Source organism: Ferrigenium kumadai (assembly GCF_018324385.1).
Lineage (GTDB): Bacteria > Pseudomonadota > Gammaproteobacteria > Burkholderiales > Gallionellaceae > Gallionella > Gallionella kumadai.
On sequence record NZ_AP019536.1, the window covers coordinates 1,467,019 to 1,486,202 of the forward strand.

General features: G+C 62.4%; 17 protein-coding genes and 2 tRNA genes. 10 read left to right on the top strand and 9 right to left on the bottom strand.

Features of this window, described 5'->3' with window-relative positions:
* Positions 1-124 precede the first annotated feature (124 nt).
* The 8 genes from FGKAn22_RS07015 (at position 125) to amrS (ending at position 8,810) form a co-directional block, all read left to right on the top strand.
* Positions 125-1,843, top strand: coding sequence for a 2-oxoacid:acceptor oxidoreductase subunit alpha (locus FGKAn22_RS07015; protein WP_212784912.1), 1,719 nt, complete (start codon positions 125-127; stop codon positions 1,841-1,843).
* A complete protein-coding gene (locus tag FGKAn22_RS07020; RefSeq protein ID WP_212784913.1) occupies positions 1,840-2,727 on the top strand; it encodes a 2-oxoacid:ferredoxin oxidoreductase subunit beta in 888 nt (295 codons plus the stop codon). The genes FGKAn22_RS07015 and FGKAn22_RS07020 overlap by 4 nt, the downstream gene beginning before the upstream one ends.
* On the top strand, positions 2,724-3,353 hold the full coding sequence (locus FGKAn22_RS07025) for a 2Fe-2S iron-sulfur cluster-binding protein (protein WP_212784914.1): 630 nt from the start codon (positions 2,724-2,726) through the stop codon (positions 3,351-3,353). Before FGKAn22_RS07020 ends, FGKAn22_RS07025 begins: the two co-directional genes overlap by 4 nt.
* Positions 3,350-4,948 carry an FAD-dependent oxidoreductase gene (locus FGKAn22_RS07030; protein WP_212784915.1) on the top strand — a complete coding sequence of 533 codons (1,599 nt, stop codon included), beginning with the start codon at positions 3,350-3,352 and terminating at the stop codon, positions 4,946-4,948. Before FGKAn22_RS07025 ends, FGKAn22_RS07030 begins: the two co-directional genes overlap by 4 nt.
* Complete coding sequence (locus tag FGKAn22_RS07035; RefSeq protein WP_212784916.1) at positions 4,936-6,198, top strand: complex I 51 kDa subunit family protein; 1,263 nt, start codon at positions 4,936-4,938, stop codon at positions 6,196-6,198. The genes FGKAn22_RS07030 and FGKAn22_RS07035 overlap by 13 nt, the downstream gene beginning before the upstream one ends.
* A gap of 128 nt (positions 6,199-6,326) precedes the next feature.
* The gene (gene amrB, locus FGKAn22_RS07040) at positions 6,327-7,139 is read left to right on the top strand and encodes an AmmeMemoRadiSam system protein B (protein ID WP_212784917.1); all 813 of its coding nucleotides are present in this window, start codon (positions 6,327-6,329) and stop codon (positions 7,137-7,139) included.
* Entirely contained in the window at positions 7,120-7,707 is a 588-nt protein-coding gene (gene amrA, locus FGKAn22_RS07045) for an AmmeMemoRadiSam system protein A (RefSeq protein ID WP_246487354.1), read from the top strand. The genes amrB and amrA overlap by 20 nt, the downstream gene beginning before the upstream one ends.
* A gap of 14 nt (positions 7,708-7,721) precedes the next feature.
* Positions 7,722-8,810, top strand: a complete 1,089-nt coding sequence (gene amrS, locus FGKAn22_RS07050) for an AmmeMemoRadiSam system radical SAM enzyme (RefSeq protein WP_212784919.1) — start codon at positions 7,722-7,724, stop codon at positions 8,808-8,810.
* A 208-nt stretch (positions 8,811-9,018) separates the two neighbouring features.
* Here amrS and rlmB read toward each other — a convergent pair whose 3' ends face one another.
* Entirely contained in the window at positions 9,019-9,756 is a 738-nt protein-coding gene (rlmB, locus tag FGKAn22_RS07055; protein ID WP_212784920.1) for a 23S rRNA (guanosine(2251)-2'-O)-methyltransferase RlmB, read from the bottom strand.
* Positions 9,749-12,034 (bottom strand): ribonuclease R, encoded by a 2,286-nt coding sequence (gene rnr, locus FGKAn22_RS07060; RefSeq protein ID WP_212784921.1) that lies wholly within the window; start codon positions 12,032-12,034, stop codon positions 9,749-9,751. The genes rlmB and rnr overlap by 8 nt, the downstream gene beginning before the upstream one ends.
* Positions 12,035-12,077: 43 nt before the next feature.
* Here rnr and FGKAn22_RS07065 point away from each other — a divergent pair.
* Positions 12,078-12,164 (top strand) — tRNA-Leu (locus FGKAn22_RS07065).
* A gap of 400 nt (positions 12,165-12,564) precedes the next feature.
* Positions 12,565-12,651 (top strand) — tRNA-Leu (locus tag FGKAn22_RS07070).
* Between the two features lie 317 nt (positions 12,652-12,968).
* On the opposite strand, the gene FGKAn22_RS07075 is transcribed toward FGKAn22_RS07070, so the two are convergent.
* From FGKAn22_RS07075 to hfq, 7 genes are read right to left on the bottom strand one after another with little or no spacing between them, the layout of a single operon-like run.
* Positions 12,969-14,279, bottom strand: a complete 1,311-nt coding sequence (locus FGKAn22_RS07075; protein WP_212784922.1) for an adenylosuccinate synthase — start codon at positions 14,277-14,279, stop codon at positions 12,969-12,971.
* Between the two features lie 24 nt (positions 14,280-14,303).
* Positions 14,304-15,461 carry an ATP phosphoribosyltransferase regulatory subunit gene (locus tag FGKAn22_RS07080; RefSeq protein ID WP_212784923.1) on the bottom strand — a complete coding sequence of 386 codons (1,158 nt, stop codon included), beginning with the start codon at positions 15,459-15,461 and terminating at the stop codon, positions 14,304-14,306.
* Complete coding sequence (locus FGKAn22_RS07085; RefSeq protein WP_212784924.1) at positions 15,462-15,629, bottom strand: DUF2065 domain-containing protein; 168 nt, start codon at positions 15,627-15,629, stop codon at positions 15,462-15,464. It abuts the gene before it with no gap.
* Between the two features lie 33 nt (positions 15,630-15,662).
* On the bottom strand, positions 15,663-16,550 hold the full coding sequence (gene hflC, locus FGKAn22_RS07090; protein ID WP_212784925.1) for a protease modulator HflC: 888 nt from the start codon (positions 16,548-16,550) through the stop codon (positions 15,663-15,665).
* Positions 16,550-17,737 carry an FtsH protease activity modulator HflK gene (hflK, locus tag FGKAn22_RS07095; RefSeq protein ID WP_212784926.1) on the bottom strand — a complete coding sequence of 396 codons (1,188 nt, stop codon included), beginning with the start codon at positions 17,735-17,737 and terminating at the stop codon, positions 16,550-16,552. The genes hflC and hflK overlap by 1 nt, the downstream gene beginning before the upstream one ends.
* Before the next feature lie 12 nt (positions 17,738-17,749).
* On the bottom strand, positions 17,750-18,931 hold the full coding sequence (hflX, locus tag FGKAn22_RS07100; protein WP_212784927.1) for a GTPase HflX: 1,182 nt from the start codon (positions 18,929-18,931) through the stop codon (positions 17,750-17,752).
* Positions 18,931-19,164 (bottom strand): RNA chaperone Hfq, encoded by a 234-nt coding sequence (gene hfq / locus FGKAn22_RS07105; RefSeq protein WP_212784928.1) that lies wholly within the window; start codon positions 19,162-19,164, stop codon positions 18,931-18,933. The genes hflX and hfq overlap by 1 nt, the downstream gene beginning before the upstream one ends.
* Between the last annotated feature and the right edge of the window lie 20 nt (positions 19,165-19,184).

Genomic DNA, 19,184 nt, shown 5'->3' on the forward strand with positions numbered 1-19,184 from the left:
TTTTTCCGGCGGAGTTTCGGTCGGAGCGTTCGGGTATGGTGCTCACCGAGATGGTGAGCATGGGTTATCGCACCGCGCACATTGCCGGGCGGCATTTTTTGCAGCATCAACACAGAGGTTAGATTTGGACAAGAACGATTTGATTATCCGCGTGGCCGGCGAAGGCGGGGAAGGCATCATCTCCGCCGGCGACTTTATCACGCAGGCCTGCGCGCGCGCCGGACTCGAGGTTTACACCTTCAAGACATTCCCGGCCGAGATCAAGGGTGGTTACGCCATGTACCAGACGCGCGCAAGCGCCTCGCCGCTGTTCAACCAGGGTGACACATTCGATGTCTTGTGCGCATTCAATGGCCAAGCCTACGACCTGAATCGCCACCTGCTGCGCCCGGGCACCGCCTTCGTTTACGACGCACCAGGGGGCGATTTCGAGCCCGAGATCCCGGAGGGCGTGCACGCGTACCCGATCCCGATGACTCAGGCCGCCAAGGAACTCGGCAGCATCAAGGCCAAGAACATGGTAGCGCTGGGTGCGCTCTCCCAGCTGTTCAACATCTCCGAGCAGGCACTGCGGGAGATCCTCACCGCCAAATTCACCAGAAAGGGCACCACGGTCGTCGAGAGCAACCTCAATGCCTTCGCGCGCGGCCGTGAACTGGCCGCCGCCCTGCCCAAGACCGACCCGTGGCGCGTCAGCGACCCGACGACCGGGAAACGCGATGTGGTCGTACTCTCCGGCAACGACGCCATAGGCTTGGGTTCGCTCATCGCCGGACTGGATTTTTTCGCTGCCTATCCCATCACCCCCGCCACGGAGATCGCCCGCTATGTGGCGCGCCACCTGCCCAAGCGCGGCGGCACGCTGATCCAGGCAGAGGACGAGATCGCCTCCATCTCCCAGGTGCTCGGCGCGGCATTCGCCGGCAAGAAGGCGATGACCGCGACTTCCGGCCCCGGCCTCGCGCTGATGGGCGAGATGCTGGGCATGTCGTTCATGAGCGAGACTCCCTGCGTGGTGGTGGACGTGCAGCGCGGCGGCCCCTCCACGGGCTTGCCGACCAAGCACGAACAATCCGACCTGTTCATGGCGATCCACGGCTCCCACGGCGATTGCGGACGCATCGTACTGTCGGTGGAAGGCGTGAGCGACTGCATCGCGCTGACCGTGGAAGCGTTCAACCTGGCCGAAAAATACCAATGCCCGGTGATGCTGCTTTCCGATGGTTCGCTGGCATTCTCCACACAGACCGTTCCCTACCCCGATCCCGCCAGCTACAAGGTGGTGGAACGCAAGCGCTGGGACGGCGAGGGCGAATACAAGCGCTACCTCATCACCGACGACTTCATCTCCCCGATGGCCGATCCGGGCACGCCGGGCGGCATGCACATCGCCACCGGACTGGAGCACGACGAGGCCGGCGAACCCAATTACACTTCGGCCAACCATGAAGCGATGCAGGCCAAGCGTTTCCGCAAGCTCGACAACGTGGTAAACGATTTCGCGCCGGTCGAAGTGGACGGCGAAGGCGAAGCGGATCTCGGCATCATCGCCTGGGGCAGCACTATCGGCGTGGTGCGCGAGGCCATCGCGCGCCTGCGCGCCGAGGGCCATTCGGTGAAGGGCTTCTATCCCAAGCTGCTGTGGCCCCTGCCAGCCGAGCAGTTCGATGCCTTCGGCGCCACCTGCCGCAAGCTCATGCTGCCCGAGGTGAACTTCACCGGCCAGCTGGCCCATTTCGTCCGCGCGGAAACTTCGCTGCGCCCCGAGTCCTACACCATTTGCGGCGGGCTGCCCTTCACCCCGGCCATGATCGTCGCACGAGCCGAGGAGATGCTGAAATGAGCAACGCACAGACCCATTTGCACAAGGTCGAGCTCCTGCCCAAGGATTACAAGACCGACACCAAGCCGTTCTGGTGCCCCGGCTGTGGCGACCATGGCGTGCTGACCGGCATCTACCGTGCCCTGACCGAACTGGGCGTGGACCCGAACTACCTGGTGAACATCTCGGGCATCGGCTGCTCCTCGCGTCTGCCCTACTTCGTCCGTTCCTACAAGATGCACACCCTGCACGGCCGCGCGGGTCCCGTGGCGACTGGCGTGCAACTGGCTCGCCCCGACTTGGCCATCCTGGTCAACGGCGGTGACGGCGATGGTTTCTCCATCGGCGGCGGCCACATGCCCCACTTGGCGCGCAAGAACATCAACATGACCTATGTGCTGATGGACAACCGCATTTACGGCCTCACCAAAGGTCAGGTTTCCCCCACCTCGCAGCGCAAGATGAAGGCATACACCACGCCTTACGGCGGCGTCGAGGAGCCGCTGGACCCGGTACTGTACATGCTGACCTACGGCGCGAGCTTCGTCGCCCAGACGCTGGCCACCAACGTGAAGATGACCGCGCAACTCATCAAGGAGGGCATGGAGCACAAGGGCTTCTCCTTCATCAGCGTGATGAGCCACTGCCCCACCTTCAACGCCATCGACGACGCGAAGTTCTTCAAGGAGAGCGCAGAAGAACTGCAGGAAAACCACGACGTGAGCGACATCGATGCCGCGATGCATGCGGTGAACATGGCCCACAAGAACGGCCGTATCCCGGTCGGCCTGCTGTTCCGCGAAGAGCGCCCCACGCTGGACGAGCGTATGGCGGAACTGGTGAAGCAGGTCGGCGGCAGCCCGGACTATGACCTGCGCAAGATCATCGATCTCGCCCGTCCATGACCGAAGCCACTCGAGACATCCAACCCGTTGAACTGCTGATCAACGGCATTCCCGTACGCGCCGAGCCGCAAATGACCATCGTCGAAGCGGCCTGGGCGGGCGGCGTGCCGCGCGTCACCGGCGTGGGCTGCCTCGAGGGCGTGTGCGGCTCGTGCCGCATCCTGGTGCGCCGCGGCAAGGAGGTCAACGTCGCACTGGGGTGCGAGACCTTCGTCGAACCGGGAATGGAGGCGCTGTTCCTGCCTGCTCCCGGCACACCCCGACACCAGTACCAGCTGACCGAACTCGCCGACGGCTGGGACATCCAGGCGCGCTTCCATGAAATATTCCCTGAAGCCAGCCGCTGCCGCCATTGCCACGGCTGCGTAAAGTCCTGCCCCAAGGGTATCTCGGTGGAGGAAGGCGTCAAGCTGGCCGCTGCAGGACACTACCGCGAAGCCGGTGAGGCCTTTCTCGAATGCGTGATGTGCGAGCTGTGCGACAGTGCCTGTCCAGAGTACATCGCGCCCGCTCACGTCGGCCTGTTCTGCCGCCGCATCACTGCCTTCTTCCACTTGCGTCCGCCCAACCTGATCCACAAACTGGAAGAACTCAAGCAAGAGGCAGACAAGAAGGAACAGCCGTGAAGCGAGGATTGTCCCTGCAGGCAGCGCTTGCCGCCTATCGTGCCGATGCCGAACTGGCTCCGTTGCCGGACCAGCCCGATCCGGATGCGCTGCTGCACGCTTATCACCCCGATTACCTGCGCGGCAGCATGACCAAGCTGACCATAGGCGCAAACGCAGGCGCGGACTGCCAGCGCGAGCTGGCCGACTTGCTGCAGGCCGAAGCATTCATCGACGAAGCCGATCTGGCCGGCGCTCAGGTTACCGACACCGATGTGCTGGTGGTTGGCGGCGGCGGCGCGGGCTGCGCTGCGGCGCTTGCCGCCGCCGAGCGCGGCGCGCGCGTGCTGCTCGCCACCAAGCTGCGTTTGGGCGACAGCAACACGGTGATGGCCGAAGGCGGAATCCAGGCCGCGATCGAGCCCGGCGACACGGCGCAACAGCACATGCAGGACACCCTGCGCTCGGGCCATCACGCGGGCGACCCCGCGCTGGTGGCGGCGCTGGTCGGCGACGGTCCCGAAACGATACGCTGGCTGATCCACCAAGGCATGCAATTCGACCAGACCCCGAGCGGCGACCTGCATACCCGCAAGGCGGGCGGCACGAGCGCGCCGCGCGTAGTGCACTGCCGCGACTACACCGGGCTGGAGATGATGCGCGTGCTGCGCGAGGCGGTGAAGCAGCATCGAGGCATAGAAGTGTGGGAGCAAAGTCCCGTGGTCGAGCTGCTGTCCAACGAGCGCGGCCAGAAATGCGTGGGCGCGGTGCTGGGCTCGCTGGCCGACGGCAGCATGCGCATCGTGCGCACCCGTTCTGTCATCCTCGCCACCGGCGGTCTCGGCCGCCTGCACCTGAACGGCTTTCCCACCTCCAACCACATCGGCGCCACCGGCGACGGACTGGTGCTCGCCTACCGCATGGGCGCGAAGCTGTGCGAGCTGGATTCTTTCCAGTACCACCCCACGGGGCTGGTCCATCCGGCACACCTCTACGGCAAGCTGGTCACCGAAGGCGTGCGCGCCGCGGGCGCCCTGCTGCTGAACGCCCACGGCCAGCGATTCGTCGACGAACTGCAGCCGCGCGACATCGTCAGCGCCGCCATCATCCGCGAGTGCCGCGAAGGCCGTGGCATCCACAACGACAACGGCGTAGGGGTATGGCTGGACACGCCGCGGCTGGAACGTAGCCAGCCCGGCCTGCTCGAACGGGAATTCCCCAAGCTGCTGACGCGTACCCGCCACGTGGGCATAGACCCGCGGCGCGAGCCCATCCTCGTGCACCCGACCCTGCACTACCAGAACGGCGGCGTGGTCATCGACGTCGACGGCGCGACCACCGTGCCAGGCTTATACGCGGCGGGCGAAGTCGCGGGCGGCATCCACGGGCGCAACCGCATCATGGGCAACGCCCTGCTGGACATCATCGGCTTCGGCCGCCGCGCAGGCCGCGCCGCCGCCGCTGCAGAGCACGACAGAGGCCCGAAGAAGATCACGCTGGAACACGTCAACCGCGCCCGCCGCGAACTGACCCTGGCCGGACTGCCGCTGGAACAACGCGCCCCCCGGGTACTGCCCGCCTATACCGCGGCAGGGAAAGACATATGGAAATCCTGAATACCAACCTCCTGCATCCCCGGCAGCGAGTCGGCGAACACATGCAGCGCTGGCAGGAAGCTGGTGGCGGCGAAGCATTGCGCATTGCCGTGAGGAATCCGGCGTCCGTTCTGGCCTCCATAAAGGATGCCGATCTGCGCGGACTGGGCGGCAGCGGCTTCCCAGTGTGGCGCAAGTGGGAAGCCGTGGCGAACGAAACCGCCGATCCAGACAAATACCTGGTATGCAACGGCAACGAAGACGAACCCGGCACCTTCAAGGACCGGCTGTTGCTCGAGGAGACGCCGCACCAGATCATCGAAGGTGCATTGCTGGCCGCGCTCGCCTGCGGCATCAGCCGCATCGTGTTCTACATCAATCCGGACCTGACACGTTCGCTGGCTGCGCTGAAAGCTGCGCTCGCGCAATGGCAGGACGGCGAATTGCTGAAGCTCGCAAGCGATGCACTGGGAAAAACCATCAGAATGGAACTGGTTCCCGGCTCCAGCCATTACATCGGCGGCGAGGAAACCGCCGCGATGGAGTGGATAGAAGGCCGACTGAGCGGCGGGGAGAAATTCCCGTTCCCGCGCGGCAAGCCGCCCTATCCGGCGCAATGCGGCATCTACGGCTGTCCGACGCTGATCAACAACATCGAGACGCTGGCCCACATTCCTGCAATCGTGCGCAACGGGGCCGACTGGTTCCGCAAACAGGGAATCGGGCGCGGTGCAGGCACCAAGCTCTATTCCCTGAGCGGCGACGTGCTGCACCCCGGCGTGTACGAATTGCCGATGGGCACCACGCTGCGCGACCTGATCTTCGTCCACGGCGGCGGACTCCTTTCCGGCAAGCCGCTCAAGGCGGTGTTCACCGGCGGGCCGTCCAACACCCTGCTGACCCCGGACGATCTGGACGTGAACCTCGATTTCGAATCCCTGCGCGAGCGCGGCGGAAGCCTGGGTACCGGCGCCATGATCGTGGTCTCGGATGGCACCGGCATGGTCAAACGGGTGGCCGAGTACGCTCGCTTCTTCGCCCATTCCTCCTGTGGCCAATGTCCCTCTTGCAAGACAGGGACAGCGACCATCAGCCGCCTGCTGGACCGCATCGACACCGGACGCGGCACGACGGCGGACCTGGCTACCCTGGAAACCCTCTGCCGCATGCTCCCTGGCAGCGGACGCTGCCACCTGGTGAACGGGGTGGTACACCTGCTCGACAGCTCCTTCCTGCATTTCCGGCACGAATATCAGCAAGCACTGAAGTGAGGGATGCGGCCAATGCCGCCCTCAACCCCCTTCATACGAGAAAGCAGCCGGCGTAATCCCGGTTTCGGCGGGCTTGATTCTGCCCTGCTTGCCCTCATATCATGAACATTGCCTGAAGGGAGGTTGCCATGTCTACCGTCCGCCAGCCTGCCGTCGCAGGCATGTTCTATCCCGCCGACCCGCGCCAGCTTGCGCATGACGTGCAACAACTGCTGGCCGAAGCGCCCCCTCATGAGCTGATTCCCAAGGCGCTGATCGTTCCGCATGCCGGCTACATCTATTCCGGCGCCATCGCGGCGACCGCCTACGCCACGTTGCGCCCCGCCGCCGCGCACATCCGCCGCGTGGTGCTGCTCGGTCCAACCCACCGCGTCGCGGTGTTCGGGCTGGCATTGCCGGGTGCGGATGCCTTCGACACGCCACTGGGACGCATCGAGCTGGATACGGAGGCGGCGCGTGCCATCGCCGACTTGCCGCAAGTGACGGTCAGCGCCGACGCGCATGCGCTGGAACACTCGCTGGAGGTGCAACTGCCGTTCCTGCAAAGGGTGCTGGGCAAATTCAGACTGCTCCCGCTGGCAGTCGGCATGGCAACGCCCGAGGAGGTTGCAGAAGTGCTGGAAAAACTGTGGGGCGGCGAGGAAACGCTGATCGTGATCAGTTCCGACCTGTCCCATTTCCTGCCCTATGCCGCCGCCCGGCACGTGGACGAAGAAACCGTTCAGACCATCCTCAAACTTGGCCCTCCCATCGACCACGAACAAGCCTGCGGCGGCACGCCGATCAACGGCTTAATCGTCGCCGCGCGGCGGCATCGCCTCACTCCCCATCTGCTCGATCTGCGAAACTCCGGCGACACCGCCGGGTCTCAGGACAGAGTGGTGGGCTATGCATCCATCGCCTTTACCGAAGGAGATCAAGGTGAGCAGGAAAGAGCATGAAACAGCGGCGAGCCGCGGCAAGGCGTTGATCCACATCGCGCGCGGCGCCATCGCCCAAGCGTTGGGTGAGGCGTACCCGTCCGTGCCGCAGGATGAATGGCTGAGTGAGTGGGGTGCGACCTTCGTCACGCTGACGCAGGCAGGAGAGTTGCGCGGTTGCATCGGCTCGTTGCAGGCCCATCGCCCCTTGGCCGAGGATGTCCATCAGAATGCCCTCGCCGCGGCCTTCCGTGATCCCCGCTTTGCGCCGCTCTGCCGGCACGAGCTGGGAATGACCGAATGCGAGGTCTCTCTGCTGTCGGCTGCCGAAAGGATGAAGTTCAGCGGTGAGCATGATGCGCTCTCCCAACTGCGCCCCGGCGTGGACGGGGTCATCTTCGAATACGGCCCCTACCGCAGTACCTTTCTTCCTCAAGTCTGGGAACAGTTACCCCATCCTCGCCACTTCATGGCGCATCTCAAGCGCAAGGCCGGATTGCATGATGGTTTCTGGGCGGAAGAAGTTCAGCTGTCGCGTTACACCGTCAATAAGTGGCGCGAGGCAGACTTCCCCAAGGCAAACCACTAAAGGGGTACGCTGAAATGGACGAGCCGATCAGCCCCGCCGAGCGTCATCCGGCGAAATACTGGCACATGCTGGAGGACGGCCGCATCCAGTGCGACCTATGCCCGCGCGACTGCAAACTGAGGGAGGGGCAGCGCGGCGCCTGCTTCGTGCGCGGACGCGTCGGTTACACCATGGTACTCACCACCTATGGGCGTTCTTCGGGCTTCTGCGTCGACCCCGTCGAGAAAAAGCCGCTTAACCACTTCTACCCCGGCAGCAGCATCCTGTCATTCGGCACCGCGGGCTGCAACCTCGCCTGCAAGTTCTGTCAGAACTGGGACATCTCCAAGTCCCGCAGCTTCGACAGGCTCGCCGACCAGGCCAGCCCGGAAGCCATCGCGCGCACCGCGAAAGGGCTGGGTTGCAAGAGCGTGGCCTTCACCTACAACGACCCGGTGATCTTTGCCGAATATGCAATGGACGTCGCTGATGCCTGTCACGAACACGGCATCAAGACCGTCGCGGTCACGGCGGGTTATATCCACGACCAGCCGCGCCGCGAGTTCTTCGCCAAGATGGATGCCGCGAACGTGGACCTCAAGGGATTCACCGACGAGTTCTACGTCAAACAGACCGGCGCACACCTGCAGCCGGTGCTGGATACGCTGAAATACCTGTGCAATGAAACGAAGGTGTGGGTCGAACTGACCACACTGCTGATTCCCGGCCACAATGACTCGGCACAAGAGATCGAACAGATGAGTGAATGGATCGCGAAGGAACTCGGTGTGGACGTGCCGTTGCATTTCACCGCGTTCCATCCCGACTACAAGATGACTGACGTGCCCCCGACCTCGAGGGACATCCTGATGCGCTCCCGGGAAATCGCCCTGACCGCCGGCCTGCGCTATGTGTACACTGGTAACGTCCACGACCTATCCGGCGGTACCACCTACTGCCCGGGCTGCAAACAGCCGCTGATCGTGCGCGACTGGCACCAGATACGGGACTACAAACTCACGCCTGATGGCGCCTGCCCGCACTGCGGCACGGTGATAGCAGGACACTTCGAGCAGTTCGGCAAACAGTTCGGACGGCGGCGCATCCCCATCGTCATGTCCTAACTAGGCTCTTCCAGAATTACAGGCTGTTGAAAAACGCAGCGAGGATGGTCAGCTGCAAGGCGCACGGAGCTTTGCATGGCCAATCGACTAAGCTGGTGCCAGCAAGTCGCTGGTCAACGCAGCGACGAGACATACCTTGGGGGTAGGCGAGGAAGTGAGTACCGCGCAACGCCGCAGATGACCACCACAGTAGTTTTGCAACAGCCTGTTAAGCCGCTCGCTGACGTCGTGCCTCGAACAGACAGATACCCGCGCTGACCGAGACGTTCAGGCTTTCCACGCTGCCCAGCATCGGGATGCGCACCAGTTCGTCGCAGGTCTCGCGTGTCAGGCGACGCAGGCCTTCGCCCTCCGCACCCAAGACCCAAGCCAGCGCGCCCTTGTGCTTGAAGCCGTGCAAGTCCTGCTCGGCCTCGCCCGCCGCACCCACCACCCAGATGTTGCGCTCCTGCAGTTCGCGCAGGGTGCGCGCAATGTTGGTGACGGTGATGTAAGGCACGGTCTCCGCCGCGCCGCAGGCGACCTTCTCCACCGTTGCGGTGATGCCGACCGCGCGGTCTTTCGGAGCGATCACCGCGTGCACGCCGAAGGCATCGGCGCTGCGCAAACAGGCGCCCAAGTTGTGAGGGTCCTGCACGCCGTCCAACACCAGCAACAACGGCGGCTCCTCTATCGTATCCAGCACGTCTTCCAGATGCTGCACTCGGCGCGCCGCATCGACGCGCGCCGCCACGCCCTGATGGCGCGTGCCGCCCGCCATGCCGTCGAGACGTTTCGCATCGACCGGAATCATGCGTACACCACTATCCTCGGCCAGCTTGATCAGGTCGCGCATGCGCGGATCGTTGCGCTGCGACTGCAGGTAGATCTCCAGCACGCCGTCCGGATTCTGGCGGATACGCGAAGTGACGGCGTGAAAGCCGTAGATGAGACGCAGGTCAGCCATGCTTCTTCCCTCCGGAAGACTTCTTGGAGCCGGCCTTCTTCGGTGCCGTATTACCCCAGGCGCCCGCATTTAATTCCTTCCCGGACGCTGTCCCGCCCTTCTCCTCTTCTGCCTCTTCCTCGTGCAGCACGAAATCGACCTTGGTGCTTTCCATATCCACCTTCACCACACGCACCTGCAGGCGGTCGCCCAAGCGGTAGCGCTGGCCGGTGCGCTCGCCCAGCATCTGGTGCTTGGCGGCATCGAAGTGGAAATAGTCCTTGCCCAGTTCGGACACATGCACCAGCCCCTCGACATACAGGTCGTCGAGCGAGACGAACAGGCCGAAGCCGGTGACCGACGAAACCGTGCCGGTGAACACGCTGCCGAGATGGTCGCGCATGTAGAAACACTTCAGCCAGGCCTCGACGTCTCGCGTGGCATCGTCGGCGCGGCGCTCGGTCATCGAGCAGTGCATCCCCAGCTCGGCCCATTTCTGCGCGGGCTTGTATTGTTTGCCCTGCAGCACCGCCTTGATGGCACGGTGGACCAGCAGGTCGGGATAGCGGCGGATCGGCGAGGTGAAGTGCGTGTAGGCCTCATAGCCCAGACCGAAGTGGCCGACGTTCTCCGGCTCATACTTGGCCTGTTTCAGCGAGCGCAGCATCACGGTCTGCAACAATCCATGATCCGGACGCCCCTTGATGCTCTTCAGCAGCTTGGAGTAATCCCCTGCCTGTGGCTCTTCGCCACCGCCCAGTTGCAGGCCGAACTCCTTGAGGAACTCGCGCAATGCTTCCAGCTTCTCCGGTGTCGGGCCTTCGTGGATGCGGTACAGCACGGTATGCTGGTTCGAGTGCAGGTAGTCCGCCGCGCAGACGTTGGCCGCCAGCATGCACTCCTCGATCAAACGGTGCGCGTCGTTGCGCACCACCGGCACGATGCGCTCGATCTTGCCCTTGTCGTTGAAGATCATCTGGGTCTCGACCGTCTCGAAGTCGATCGCACCGCGCTTCTCGCGCGCGTGCAGCAGCTTCTGGAACAACTCATAGAGATGCTGGATGTGCGGCAACACCGCGGCGAATTGCTTCGCTTCCGCGCCCTGCGGGTCGGCCAGCATCGCCGCCACCTGGTTGTAGGTCAGCCGCGCATGCGAGTGCATCACCGAGGGATAGAAGCGGTATTTGCCGATATCGCCCTTGCTGCTGATGTGCATGTCGCACACCATGCACAGGCGGTCCACCTGCGGGTTGAGCGAACACAGGCCGTTGGACAGTTCCTCCGGCAGCATCGGGATCACGCGGCGCGGGAAATACACCGAGTTGCCGCGGTTGATCGCCTCGCGGTCCAGTGCATCGCTGGTCTGCACATAATGGCTGACGTCAGCGATGGCCACCACCAGGCGATAGCCGCCCTTCTCAGGTTCGCAATACACCGCATCGTCGAAGTCGCGCGCGGTCTCGCCGTCGATGGTGACCAGCGGCAGGTTGCGGATGTCCTCGCGCCCTTCCCAATCGGCGGCCTTGACCTCGGGCGCAAAATGCTTGGCCTGCTTCTCCGCGTCCCTGGGGAACTCGTACGGCAGGTCGTGCTTGCGCAAGGCGATCTCGATCTCCATGCCGGGATCGGCGTAGTTGCCCAGCACCTGCACGATGCGGCCGATAGGCTGGGCATGCTTGTCCGGGTGTTTGAGGATCTCGAGGATCACCACCTGCCCGGCCTTGGCGCTGCCCGCCTCGCCCGGTGCGACCAGGATGTCCTGGCTGATGCGGCGATTTTCCGCCACCACGAACAGGATGCCGTGCTCCTCGTACAGGCGTCCGACCACGCGGCTGTTGGCGCGCTCCAGCACTTCGACGATCTTGCCTTCCGGACGACCGCGGCGGTCCACGCCGCTCTGACGCGCCATCACGACGTCGCCGTGCAGCACCTTGTGCATCTCCTTCTCGCTGAGGAACATGTCCGGGCTGCCGTCTTCCGGAACCAGGAAGCCAAAGCCGTCGGGATGTCCCTGCACCTTGCCCTTGACCAGGTCGAGCTTGTCCACGATACAGATCGCGCGCTTGCGGTTGCGCATGACCTGTCCGTCTCGCTCCATCGCGCGCAGACGTCGGGAGAACAGGTCTTCCTCGTGCTCCTCTATCTGCAGCAATTGCAGCAACTCTTCCTCGCTGACCGGCCCGCCCTGCTCGCCCAGAATCTGCAAAATGAATTCGCGGCTGGGCAGCGGATGTTCGTATTGCTCGCGCTCGCGCTCGAGGTAGGGATCCTGCAAACGCACATTATTTTTCTTTTTCATTGACAACAAATCCTTCAGTAGTTAAATTGCGCGCCTTCGCATCGCCCAGATGGCGGAATTGGTAGACGCACTAGGTTCAGGTCCTAGCGGTGGCAACACTGTGGAGGTTCGAGTCCTCTTCTGGGCACCACATAGGCAACGGCTCGCATTCATGCGGGCCGTTTTCTTTTCTTTCCCGGAAAGAGGGAAACCCACTTGTTTCATAAGACATCCGAGAACGAATGCCGGGGCCGCACTTGCGTGACCGAGCCCTCTTCCGAGCGCCACTAATAATGAGCAGCAGCCCCATGTTCCCATGAGGCTGTTCATTTCTGGAATTCTTTCTATACCAAACGATGCTTGCTCGCCTTTTGCTTCGCTGGTTACGTAATGAAGTGTCGCTGGATGCATGAAGGCCCGCATCATAACACAGTAAGCATGGCGCACCGGCATGCCCCCCCGATCGTCACACATGGATCCTGCAAATGTGAATTATTCAATTTTTAATTGACAACAAGTCCATCGGTCATTAAAGTGCGCGCCTTCGCATCGCCCAGATGGCGGAATTGGTAGACGCACTAGGTTCAGGTCCTAGCGGTGGCAACACTGTGGAGGTTCGAGTCCTCTTCTGGGCACCATATAGGCAACGGCTCGCATTCATGCGGGCCGTTTTCTTTTACAGCCCGGAAAGCGAAGCACCTGCGTGCTTCGCGACAGGACTCGAAAGACATCCGAGCAGCGTGGTTATTGCCGCTTTAGCGGCTTTACAGCCACGGCGCACCCTTCTGCGGGTGCAGCGGATACCGGGGTCGCGCTCGTGTGACCGGATCCTCTTCTGGGCACCAATGACAAAGGCCCACATATGTGGGCCTTTGTCATATCCGCAGAACATACTGCACAAAAAATACGCACCGCAAACTTCGCGATGCGTAACGATTTCCCCGACTACAACGACCTATTCGAACGGGTGACGCAGCACGATGGTCTCGTCGCGATCCGGCCCAGTCGAAACCATGTCCACCGGCACGCTGCACACCTGCGCGATGCGCTCCAGGTAATTGCGCGCGGCCTGCGGCAGATCCTCGTAACGCTTCACACCGACGGTGCTCTCACTCCAGCCCGGCATCTCCTCATACACCGCCTGGCAATCCGCCAAGGCATCCGCGCCCGCCGGCAGGATATCGCTCTCCACGCCATTGATGCGGTAGCCGACGCCGAGGCGCACGGTTTCCATGCCGTCCATCACATCCAGCTTGGTGATACACAGACCGGAGACACCGTTGATCTGGATCGAACGCTTCAGCGCTGCCGCGTCGAACCAGCCGCAACGACGCGCACGACCGGTTGTGGAACCAAACTCGTGACCACGCTTGGCCAAGCCTTCGCCGACCGGGTCACGCTTGTCGATAGCGTCATACAGTTCGGTCGGGAACGGGCCGGAGCCGACGCGCGTGGTATAGGCCTTGGTGATGCCCAGCACGTAGTTGAGCATCTGTGGACCCACCCCGGCTCCGGCACAGGCCGCACCAGCGATACAGTTGCTGGAAGTGACGAACGGATAAGTGCCGTGGTCGATGTCCAGCAACGCGCCCTGCGCACCTTCGAACAGCAGATTGCTACCCGCCTGGTTGGCCTCGTACAGCGCACGCGGCACATCCATCACCAGCGGCTTGATGCGCTCGCCCAAGGCCAGTGTCTCGTCCAGCGTCTTCTGGAAATCGACGGTGGCGGCATGGAAATAGTTCTTCAGCACGAAGTTATGATAATCCAGCACCTCGCCCAGCTTCGCGGCGAAACGCTCGCGATAGAAAATGTCCTGCAGGCGGATCGCACGGCGCGCGACCTTATCTTCGTACGCCGGACCGATGCCGCGTCCGGTCGTGCCGATCTTGGCGTCGCCCTTGGCCGCCTCGCGCGCCTTGTCGATCGCCTCGTGATAGGGCAGGATCAGCGGGCAGGCTTCGGAAACCTTCAAGCGGCTGTATACGTCGATGCCGGCCTCCTGCAACTGATCCATTTCCTTGAGCAGCGCCTGCGGCGACAGCACCACACCATTGCCGATGTAGCACATCACATGTTCGCGCAGGATACCGGAGGGAATCAGGTGCAGCACAGTCTTCTTGCCGCCGATCACCAGCGTATGGCCGGCATTATGGCCGCCCTGGAAACGCACGACGCCCTGCGATTGATCGGTCAACCAGTCGACGATCTTGCCCTTGCCTTCATCCCCCCACTGGGTACCGATTACTACTACGTTCTTAGCCATTGCAAAACTTCCGGATTAACAATCTTAAAGAGCGGCGACTTGCCAGACGCCATCGCGCAATACAAGTTCGCGGTCGCACTGCAACTCGGTGCGCAACGCCTTGTCCCCAAGCAGATCCACCACCACCGCCTCGCCCGCCGCGCGCAATTGCGCGATCTTGTCGCTCAATGCTGCGTCATCGAGCAGCGGCGCGCAAATTCCCAAGCAAGCCGTTTGCCGCGGCAGCAGGCTGTACAACTGGCGCAGATCCATACTGAAACCGGTGGCGGCACGGACGCGCCCGAAACTCTTGCCGAGCTCGTCGTAACGACCGCCCAGGGCGATCGCATCGTGGCTGCCCGCGTGATAGGCAGCGAACACCATGCCGCTGTGATAGTGATAACCGCGCAGATCGGCGAGGTCGATACCGACACGCGAGACCAGCGGCTGCAGGTCGGCGGCAGCCGTCTGCAGCGCATCCAGCGCGGCGCGGACCTCGGGATAATCCGGCAACTGCCGGCGCGCACGCGCCAGCACTTCGGCACACTCGCCATACAGCGACGGCAACGCCAGCAAAGCATCACGCAGGGCCGCATCCAGGGGCTGCACCAAGGCTTGCAGCGCTGCGGTGTCCTTGCCCTGCAGCGCGGCGAACAATTCGTTTTCCAGTTCCCTGTCGAGGCCGGCATGATTCACCAGGGCGCGGAACACGCCGACATGCCCGAGGTCGAGATGCACGTTATCGACGCCCAGCAAGGCCAGCGCCTGCAGCATCAACCGCTGAATCTCCAGATCGCTCTCCAGCCCGCTGTGACCATACAGTTCGGCGCCAATCTGCAGCAACTCACGGGTGCGCGTCAGGCCGACCGGTTGGGTATGCAGCACACTGCCCGCGTAACACAAACGAGCCACGCCCTGACGGTTGAGCAGGTGCGCGTCGATGCGCGCCACCTGAGGGGTGATGTCGGCACGCAGCGCCAGGGTGCGGCCGCTCAGCTGGTCGACCAGCTTGAAGGTACGCAAATCCACATCGCGACTGTCGTCGAGCAGCAAGGACTCGGCGTACTCAAGAAGCGGGGGCGCGACCAGCTGATAGCCGTGGCCGCGCATCAGTTCGAGGAACTGAGCACGCATCCGCTCGACACGCCACGCCTCCTCGGGGAGCATGTCCTGTATGTATTCCGGTAACAACCAATTCGGCATTTATTTCACCCAATAAATCAGCAGCAGGCCGCTCAGCATCAGCGTCAGACCGAGAAAGCGCAATTGCCCGTCCTGAAATTGCGCCAGTTTGTGCAGCGTTTCACGCCAGGTGGAGGGAAACAGAAACGGCATCATGCCTTCGAGCACCAACATCAACCCCAGCGACATCCACAAGTACTCAAGCACGACACGACGCCGGCATCACTTGCCGGACTTGACCGACTTTCCGGAGCTCTTCAGGTACTTGAAGAACGACGAACTCGGGTCCAGCACCATCACATCGCTCTTGTTCTTGAAGGTCTGCTTGTAGGCTTCCAGACTGCGATAGAACGAATAGAACTCTGCGTTGCGGCCGAACGCTGCAGAATAGATCGCGGACGCGCGGGCATCGCCCTCGCCCTTGGTCTTCTGCGCATCGCGGTAGGCCTCGGCCAGGATCACTTCGCGCTGCTTGTCGGCATCGGCCTTGATCTTTTCGCCCTCGGCGGCGCCGGATGCGCGCAACTCATTGGCCACGCGTTTGCGCTCGGCATCCATGCGGCGATAGACCGACTCGCTGATCTCCGTCGGGAAATCGACGCGTTTCAGGCGCACGTCCAGCACCTCGACGCCGATCTTGCGCGCGTCGGCATCGGCCTTGGTGCGCAGCACTTCCATGATCTTGTCGCGTTCGCCGGACACCACCTCGTGGATGGTGCGCTTGCCGAACTCCTCGCGCATACTGGAGTTGACCGTCTGCATCAAACGGGTTTTGGCTCGCACCTCATCGCCGCCCACGCTGACGTAGTATTGCTTCACGTCCACGATGCGCCACTTGATGAAGGAATCCACCAGCACGTTCTTCTTCTCGGCAGTGATGAAACGCTCCGGTTCGGTGGTATCCAGCGTCAGGATGCGCGAGTCGAAATAGCGCACGTTCTGCATCAGCGGCACCTTGAAATACAGCCCTGGCTCGGTCTTGACGCTGACCACCTCGCCCAGCTGGAACACGATCGCATTCTGGCGCTGGTCGACCATGTATACGCTCATGCTCAACAGGATCAATGCGGCAACCGCGCCGATCAGGATGTTACCGATATTCTTGTCCATTAGCGTGCCTCCCGGTCGCGGCCCAGCAGCAGCGAATCGCGCGCGCGCTGTGCCGCGTTGTTATCGCTGGACTGCGTAGTGGCAGGTGCAGGCGCGGGTGCTGCAACCGCCTCTCCTGCCGCGCCAGCGACACGTGTACTCTCGATCAGTTTATCCAGCGGCAGATACAGCAGGCTGTTGCCGTTCTTCTGGTCCACCAGCACCTTGCTGACATTGCTCAACACCTGCTGCTGCATATCCAGGAACATGCGTTCGCGAGTCACGGCAGGCGCCTTTTCGTACTCGACGAGGATCTGCTTGAAGCGGCTTGCATCGCCCTCGGCATTGGCGATCACGCTCGCCTTGTAGCCTTCCGCTTCCTGTATCAGGCGTGCCGCCGTACCGCGTGCGCGCGGCACCACGTCGTTCGCATAAGCCTGGCCTTCGTTCTTCTGACGCTCGCGATCCTGCCCGGCCTTCACCGCATCGTCGAACGCGGCCTGCACCTGCTCGGGCGGTTGCGCGTTCTGCATGGTCAGTTTGCTGATCACGATACCGGACTTGTAGCGATCCAGGATGTCCTGCATCAGCTTGGTCGCCGAGGCGGCCACCTGCTCGCGCCCTTCATAGAGCACGAAGTCCATCTTGTTCTTGCCGACCACTTCGCGGATCGCGGTTTCCGCCGCCTGGCGCACGTTCTCGTCCGGCGCGCGGTTGTTGAACAGGTAATCGGAGGGATCCTTCAGGAAATACTGCACAGCGAACTGGATGTCGATGATGTTTTCGTCGTCGGTAAGCATCAGCGACTCTTTCAGCATCTTGTTCTTGACGTTCTCGCGGTAGCCCACTTCCACTGTCCGGACCTGGCTGAGGTTGACCACCTCCACTGTCTCAATGGGGAATGGCAGATGCCAGCGAGGGCCGGGCTGCGTTGCCTCGACCAGCTTGCCGAAGCGCAGCACGACACCGCGCTGTCCTTCATTCACGATATAGAAGCCGCTGCCCACCCAGATCAGCGCAGCGATCACGACGATGAGTCCGATGCCCCCGCCGAAACCCTGCCCCGGAGTGCCGCCGCCGGACTTGTCGGAGCCGCCCTTGCCGCCCATCATGCCGGAGACCTTCGCGTTGAGCTTGCGCATCAACTCTTCCAGATCGGGCGGGCCGCCGCTGTTCTTGTTACCCCATTGCGGATCATTCAATCCCATAGTCCATCCTACTCAGTTGTTAAGCGGGTGCCATTCCTGTACAGGCTCTTCCACTGCCTCGGCATCGCGGACTTCCACCAGAGCCGCGCGCAAATCGTCCAGCCCCGTGCCGGTTTTGGCACTCAAACGAATGGCGGCGATTCTACCATATTCGTCGCGTTCGATACCCGGCGCGACGTCCTGCAGATCGATCTTGTTCAGCACCAGAATCTGCGGAATATCCTGCGCGCCGATCTCCTCCAGCACCTTGTTCACCTCGGCGACCTGCGCGTCCCGATTGGCGTTGTTCGCGTCCACGACATGCAGGAGCAGATCGGCCTGTATCGTTTCCTCCAACGTGCTGCGGAATGCCGCGACCAGCGAATGCGGCAGGTGACGAATGAAACCGACGGTATCCGATAGCACCACCTCCTGCCCCCGCGCGGCCGTCGGCAGCTGCGCAGACTCCTCGATTTCATCTGCCGGGCCTTCCAGATAGATGCGCCTGGAGGTCGTATCCAGCGTCGCGAACAGCTGGTTCGCGGCATAGACATTGGCCTTGGTCAGAGCATTGAACAGCGTGGACTTGCCGGCATTGGTGTAGCCGACGATGGACACCGACAGCACCTCGCCGCGATTACGTGCACGGCGCTGCACCTGACGATGCCGCCGCGACTTCTCGAGACGCTCCTTCAGCAGATGCACCCGCTTGTCCAGCTTGCGGCGATCCAATTCCAGCTTGGTCTCGCCGGGGCCGCGCGCACCCACCGCGTGTTTCTGTTGCCCCATGTCGGTATTCATACCGACCAACCGGGTGGCGAGATAGCGGAGTTGCGCCAACTCCACCTGCACCTTGCCTTCGTGGCTTTGCGCGCGCTGCGCGAAGATATCCAGGATCAACATGGTGCGATCGATCACGCGCACGCCGAGCTTCGAAGTGAGATTGCGCATCTGCGCAGGAGACAGATCGTGATTGAAGATGACGACATCGGCCTCGTGCACAGAGAGCGCCTCGGCGATCTCTTCCACCTTGCCGCTGCCCGCGAACAGGGCGGGATCGGGGCGCTGCCGCTTGCCTTCGATGATCGCCAGCGTGCTTACGCCGGCGGTCTCCGCCAGCAGGCGCAACTCCTCCAAGCTTTCAGCATAATCCGGTTCACCGAGATCGAGACTGACCAATACTGCGGTTTCAGAACCGGCTGTTTTCTGCTGCATTACTCGGCGAAGTCGTAGGGGATGGTGACCGCGCGAGCCGGAACGATGGTGGAAATGGCATGCTTGTATACCATCTGAGTGACGGTATTCTTCAGCAGTACCACATACTGGTCGAACGATTCGACCTGCCCCTGCAGCTTGATGCCGTTCACCAGGTAAATGGCGACCTGCACATGCTCTTTACGCAGGGTATTGAGAAACGGGTCTTGCAACTGCTGTCCTTTTGCACTCATGTTATTGCTCTTATCGGTTA

What these genes read in the sequence shown, in the direction of transcription:
- amrB (WP_212784917.1), top strand. Translation starts at nt 6,327, where the DNA reads ATGTCTACCGTCCGCCAGCCTGCCGTCGCAGGCATGTTCTATCCCGCC.
- FGKAn22_RS07075 (WP_212784922.1), bottom strand. Translation starts at nt 14,279, where the DNA reads ATGGCTAAGAACGTAGTAGTAATCGGTACCCAGTGGGGGGATGAAGGC.
- FGKAn22_RS07025 (WP_212784914.1), top strand. Translation starts at nt 2,724, where the DNA reads ATGACCGAAGCCACTCGAGACATCCAACCCGTTGAACTGCTGATCAAC.
- amrS (WP_212784919.1), top strand. Translation starts at nt 7,722, where the DNA reads ATGGACGAGCCGATCAGCCCCGCCGAGCGTCATCCGGCGAAATACTGG.
- FGKAn22_RS07020 (WP_212784913.1), top strand. Translation starts at nt 1,840, where the DNA reads ATGAGCAACGCACAGACCCATTTGCACAAGGTCGAGCTCCTGCCCAAG.
- FGKAn22_RS07035 (WP_212784916.1), top strand. Translation starts at nt 4,936, where the DNA reads ATGGAAATCCTGAATACCAACCTCCTGCATCCCCGGCAGCGAGTCGGC.
- FGKAn22_RS07085 (WP_212784924.1), bottom strand. Translation starts at nt 15,629, where the DNA reads ATGTCGCTGGGGTTGATGTTGGTGCTCGAAGGCATGATGCCGTTTCTG.
- rnr (WP_212784921.1), bottom strand. Translation starts at nt 12,034, where the DNA reads ATGAAAAAGAAAAATAATGTGCGTTTGCAGGATCCCTACCTCGAGCGC.
- hflC (WP_212784925.1), bottom strand. Translation starts at nt 16,550, where the DNA reads ATGGACAAGAATATCGGTAACATCCTGATCGGCGCGGTTGCCGCATTG.
- hfq (WP_212784928.1), bottom strand. Translation starts at nt 19,164, where the DNA reads ATGAGTGCAAAAGGACAGCAGTTGCAAGACCCGTTTCTCAATACCCTG.
- rlmB (WP_212784920.1), bottom strand. Translation starts at nt 9,756, where the DNA reads ATGGCTGACCTGCGTCTCATCTACGGCTTTCACGCCGTCACTTCGCGT.
- hflX (WP_212784927.1), bottom strand. Translation starts at nt 18,931, where the DNA reads ATGCAGCAGAAAACAGCCGGTTCTGAAACCGCAGTATTGGTCAGTCTC.
- FGKAn22_RS07080 (WP_212784923.1), bottom strand. Translation starts at nt 15,461, where the DNA reads ATGCCGAATTGGTTGTTACCGGAATACATACAGGACATGCTCCCCGAG.
- hflK (WP_212784926.1), bottom strand. Translation starts at nt 17,737, where the DNA reads ATGGGATTGAATGATCCGCAATGGGGTAACAAGAACAGCGGCGGCCCG.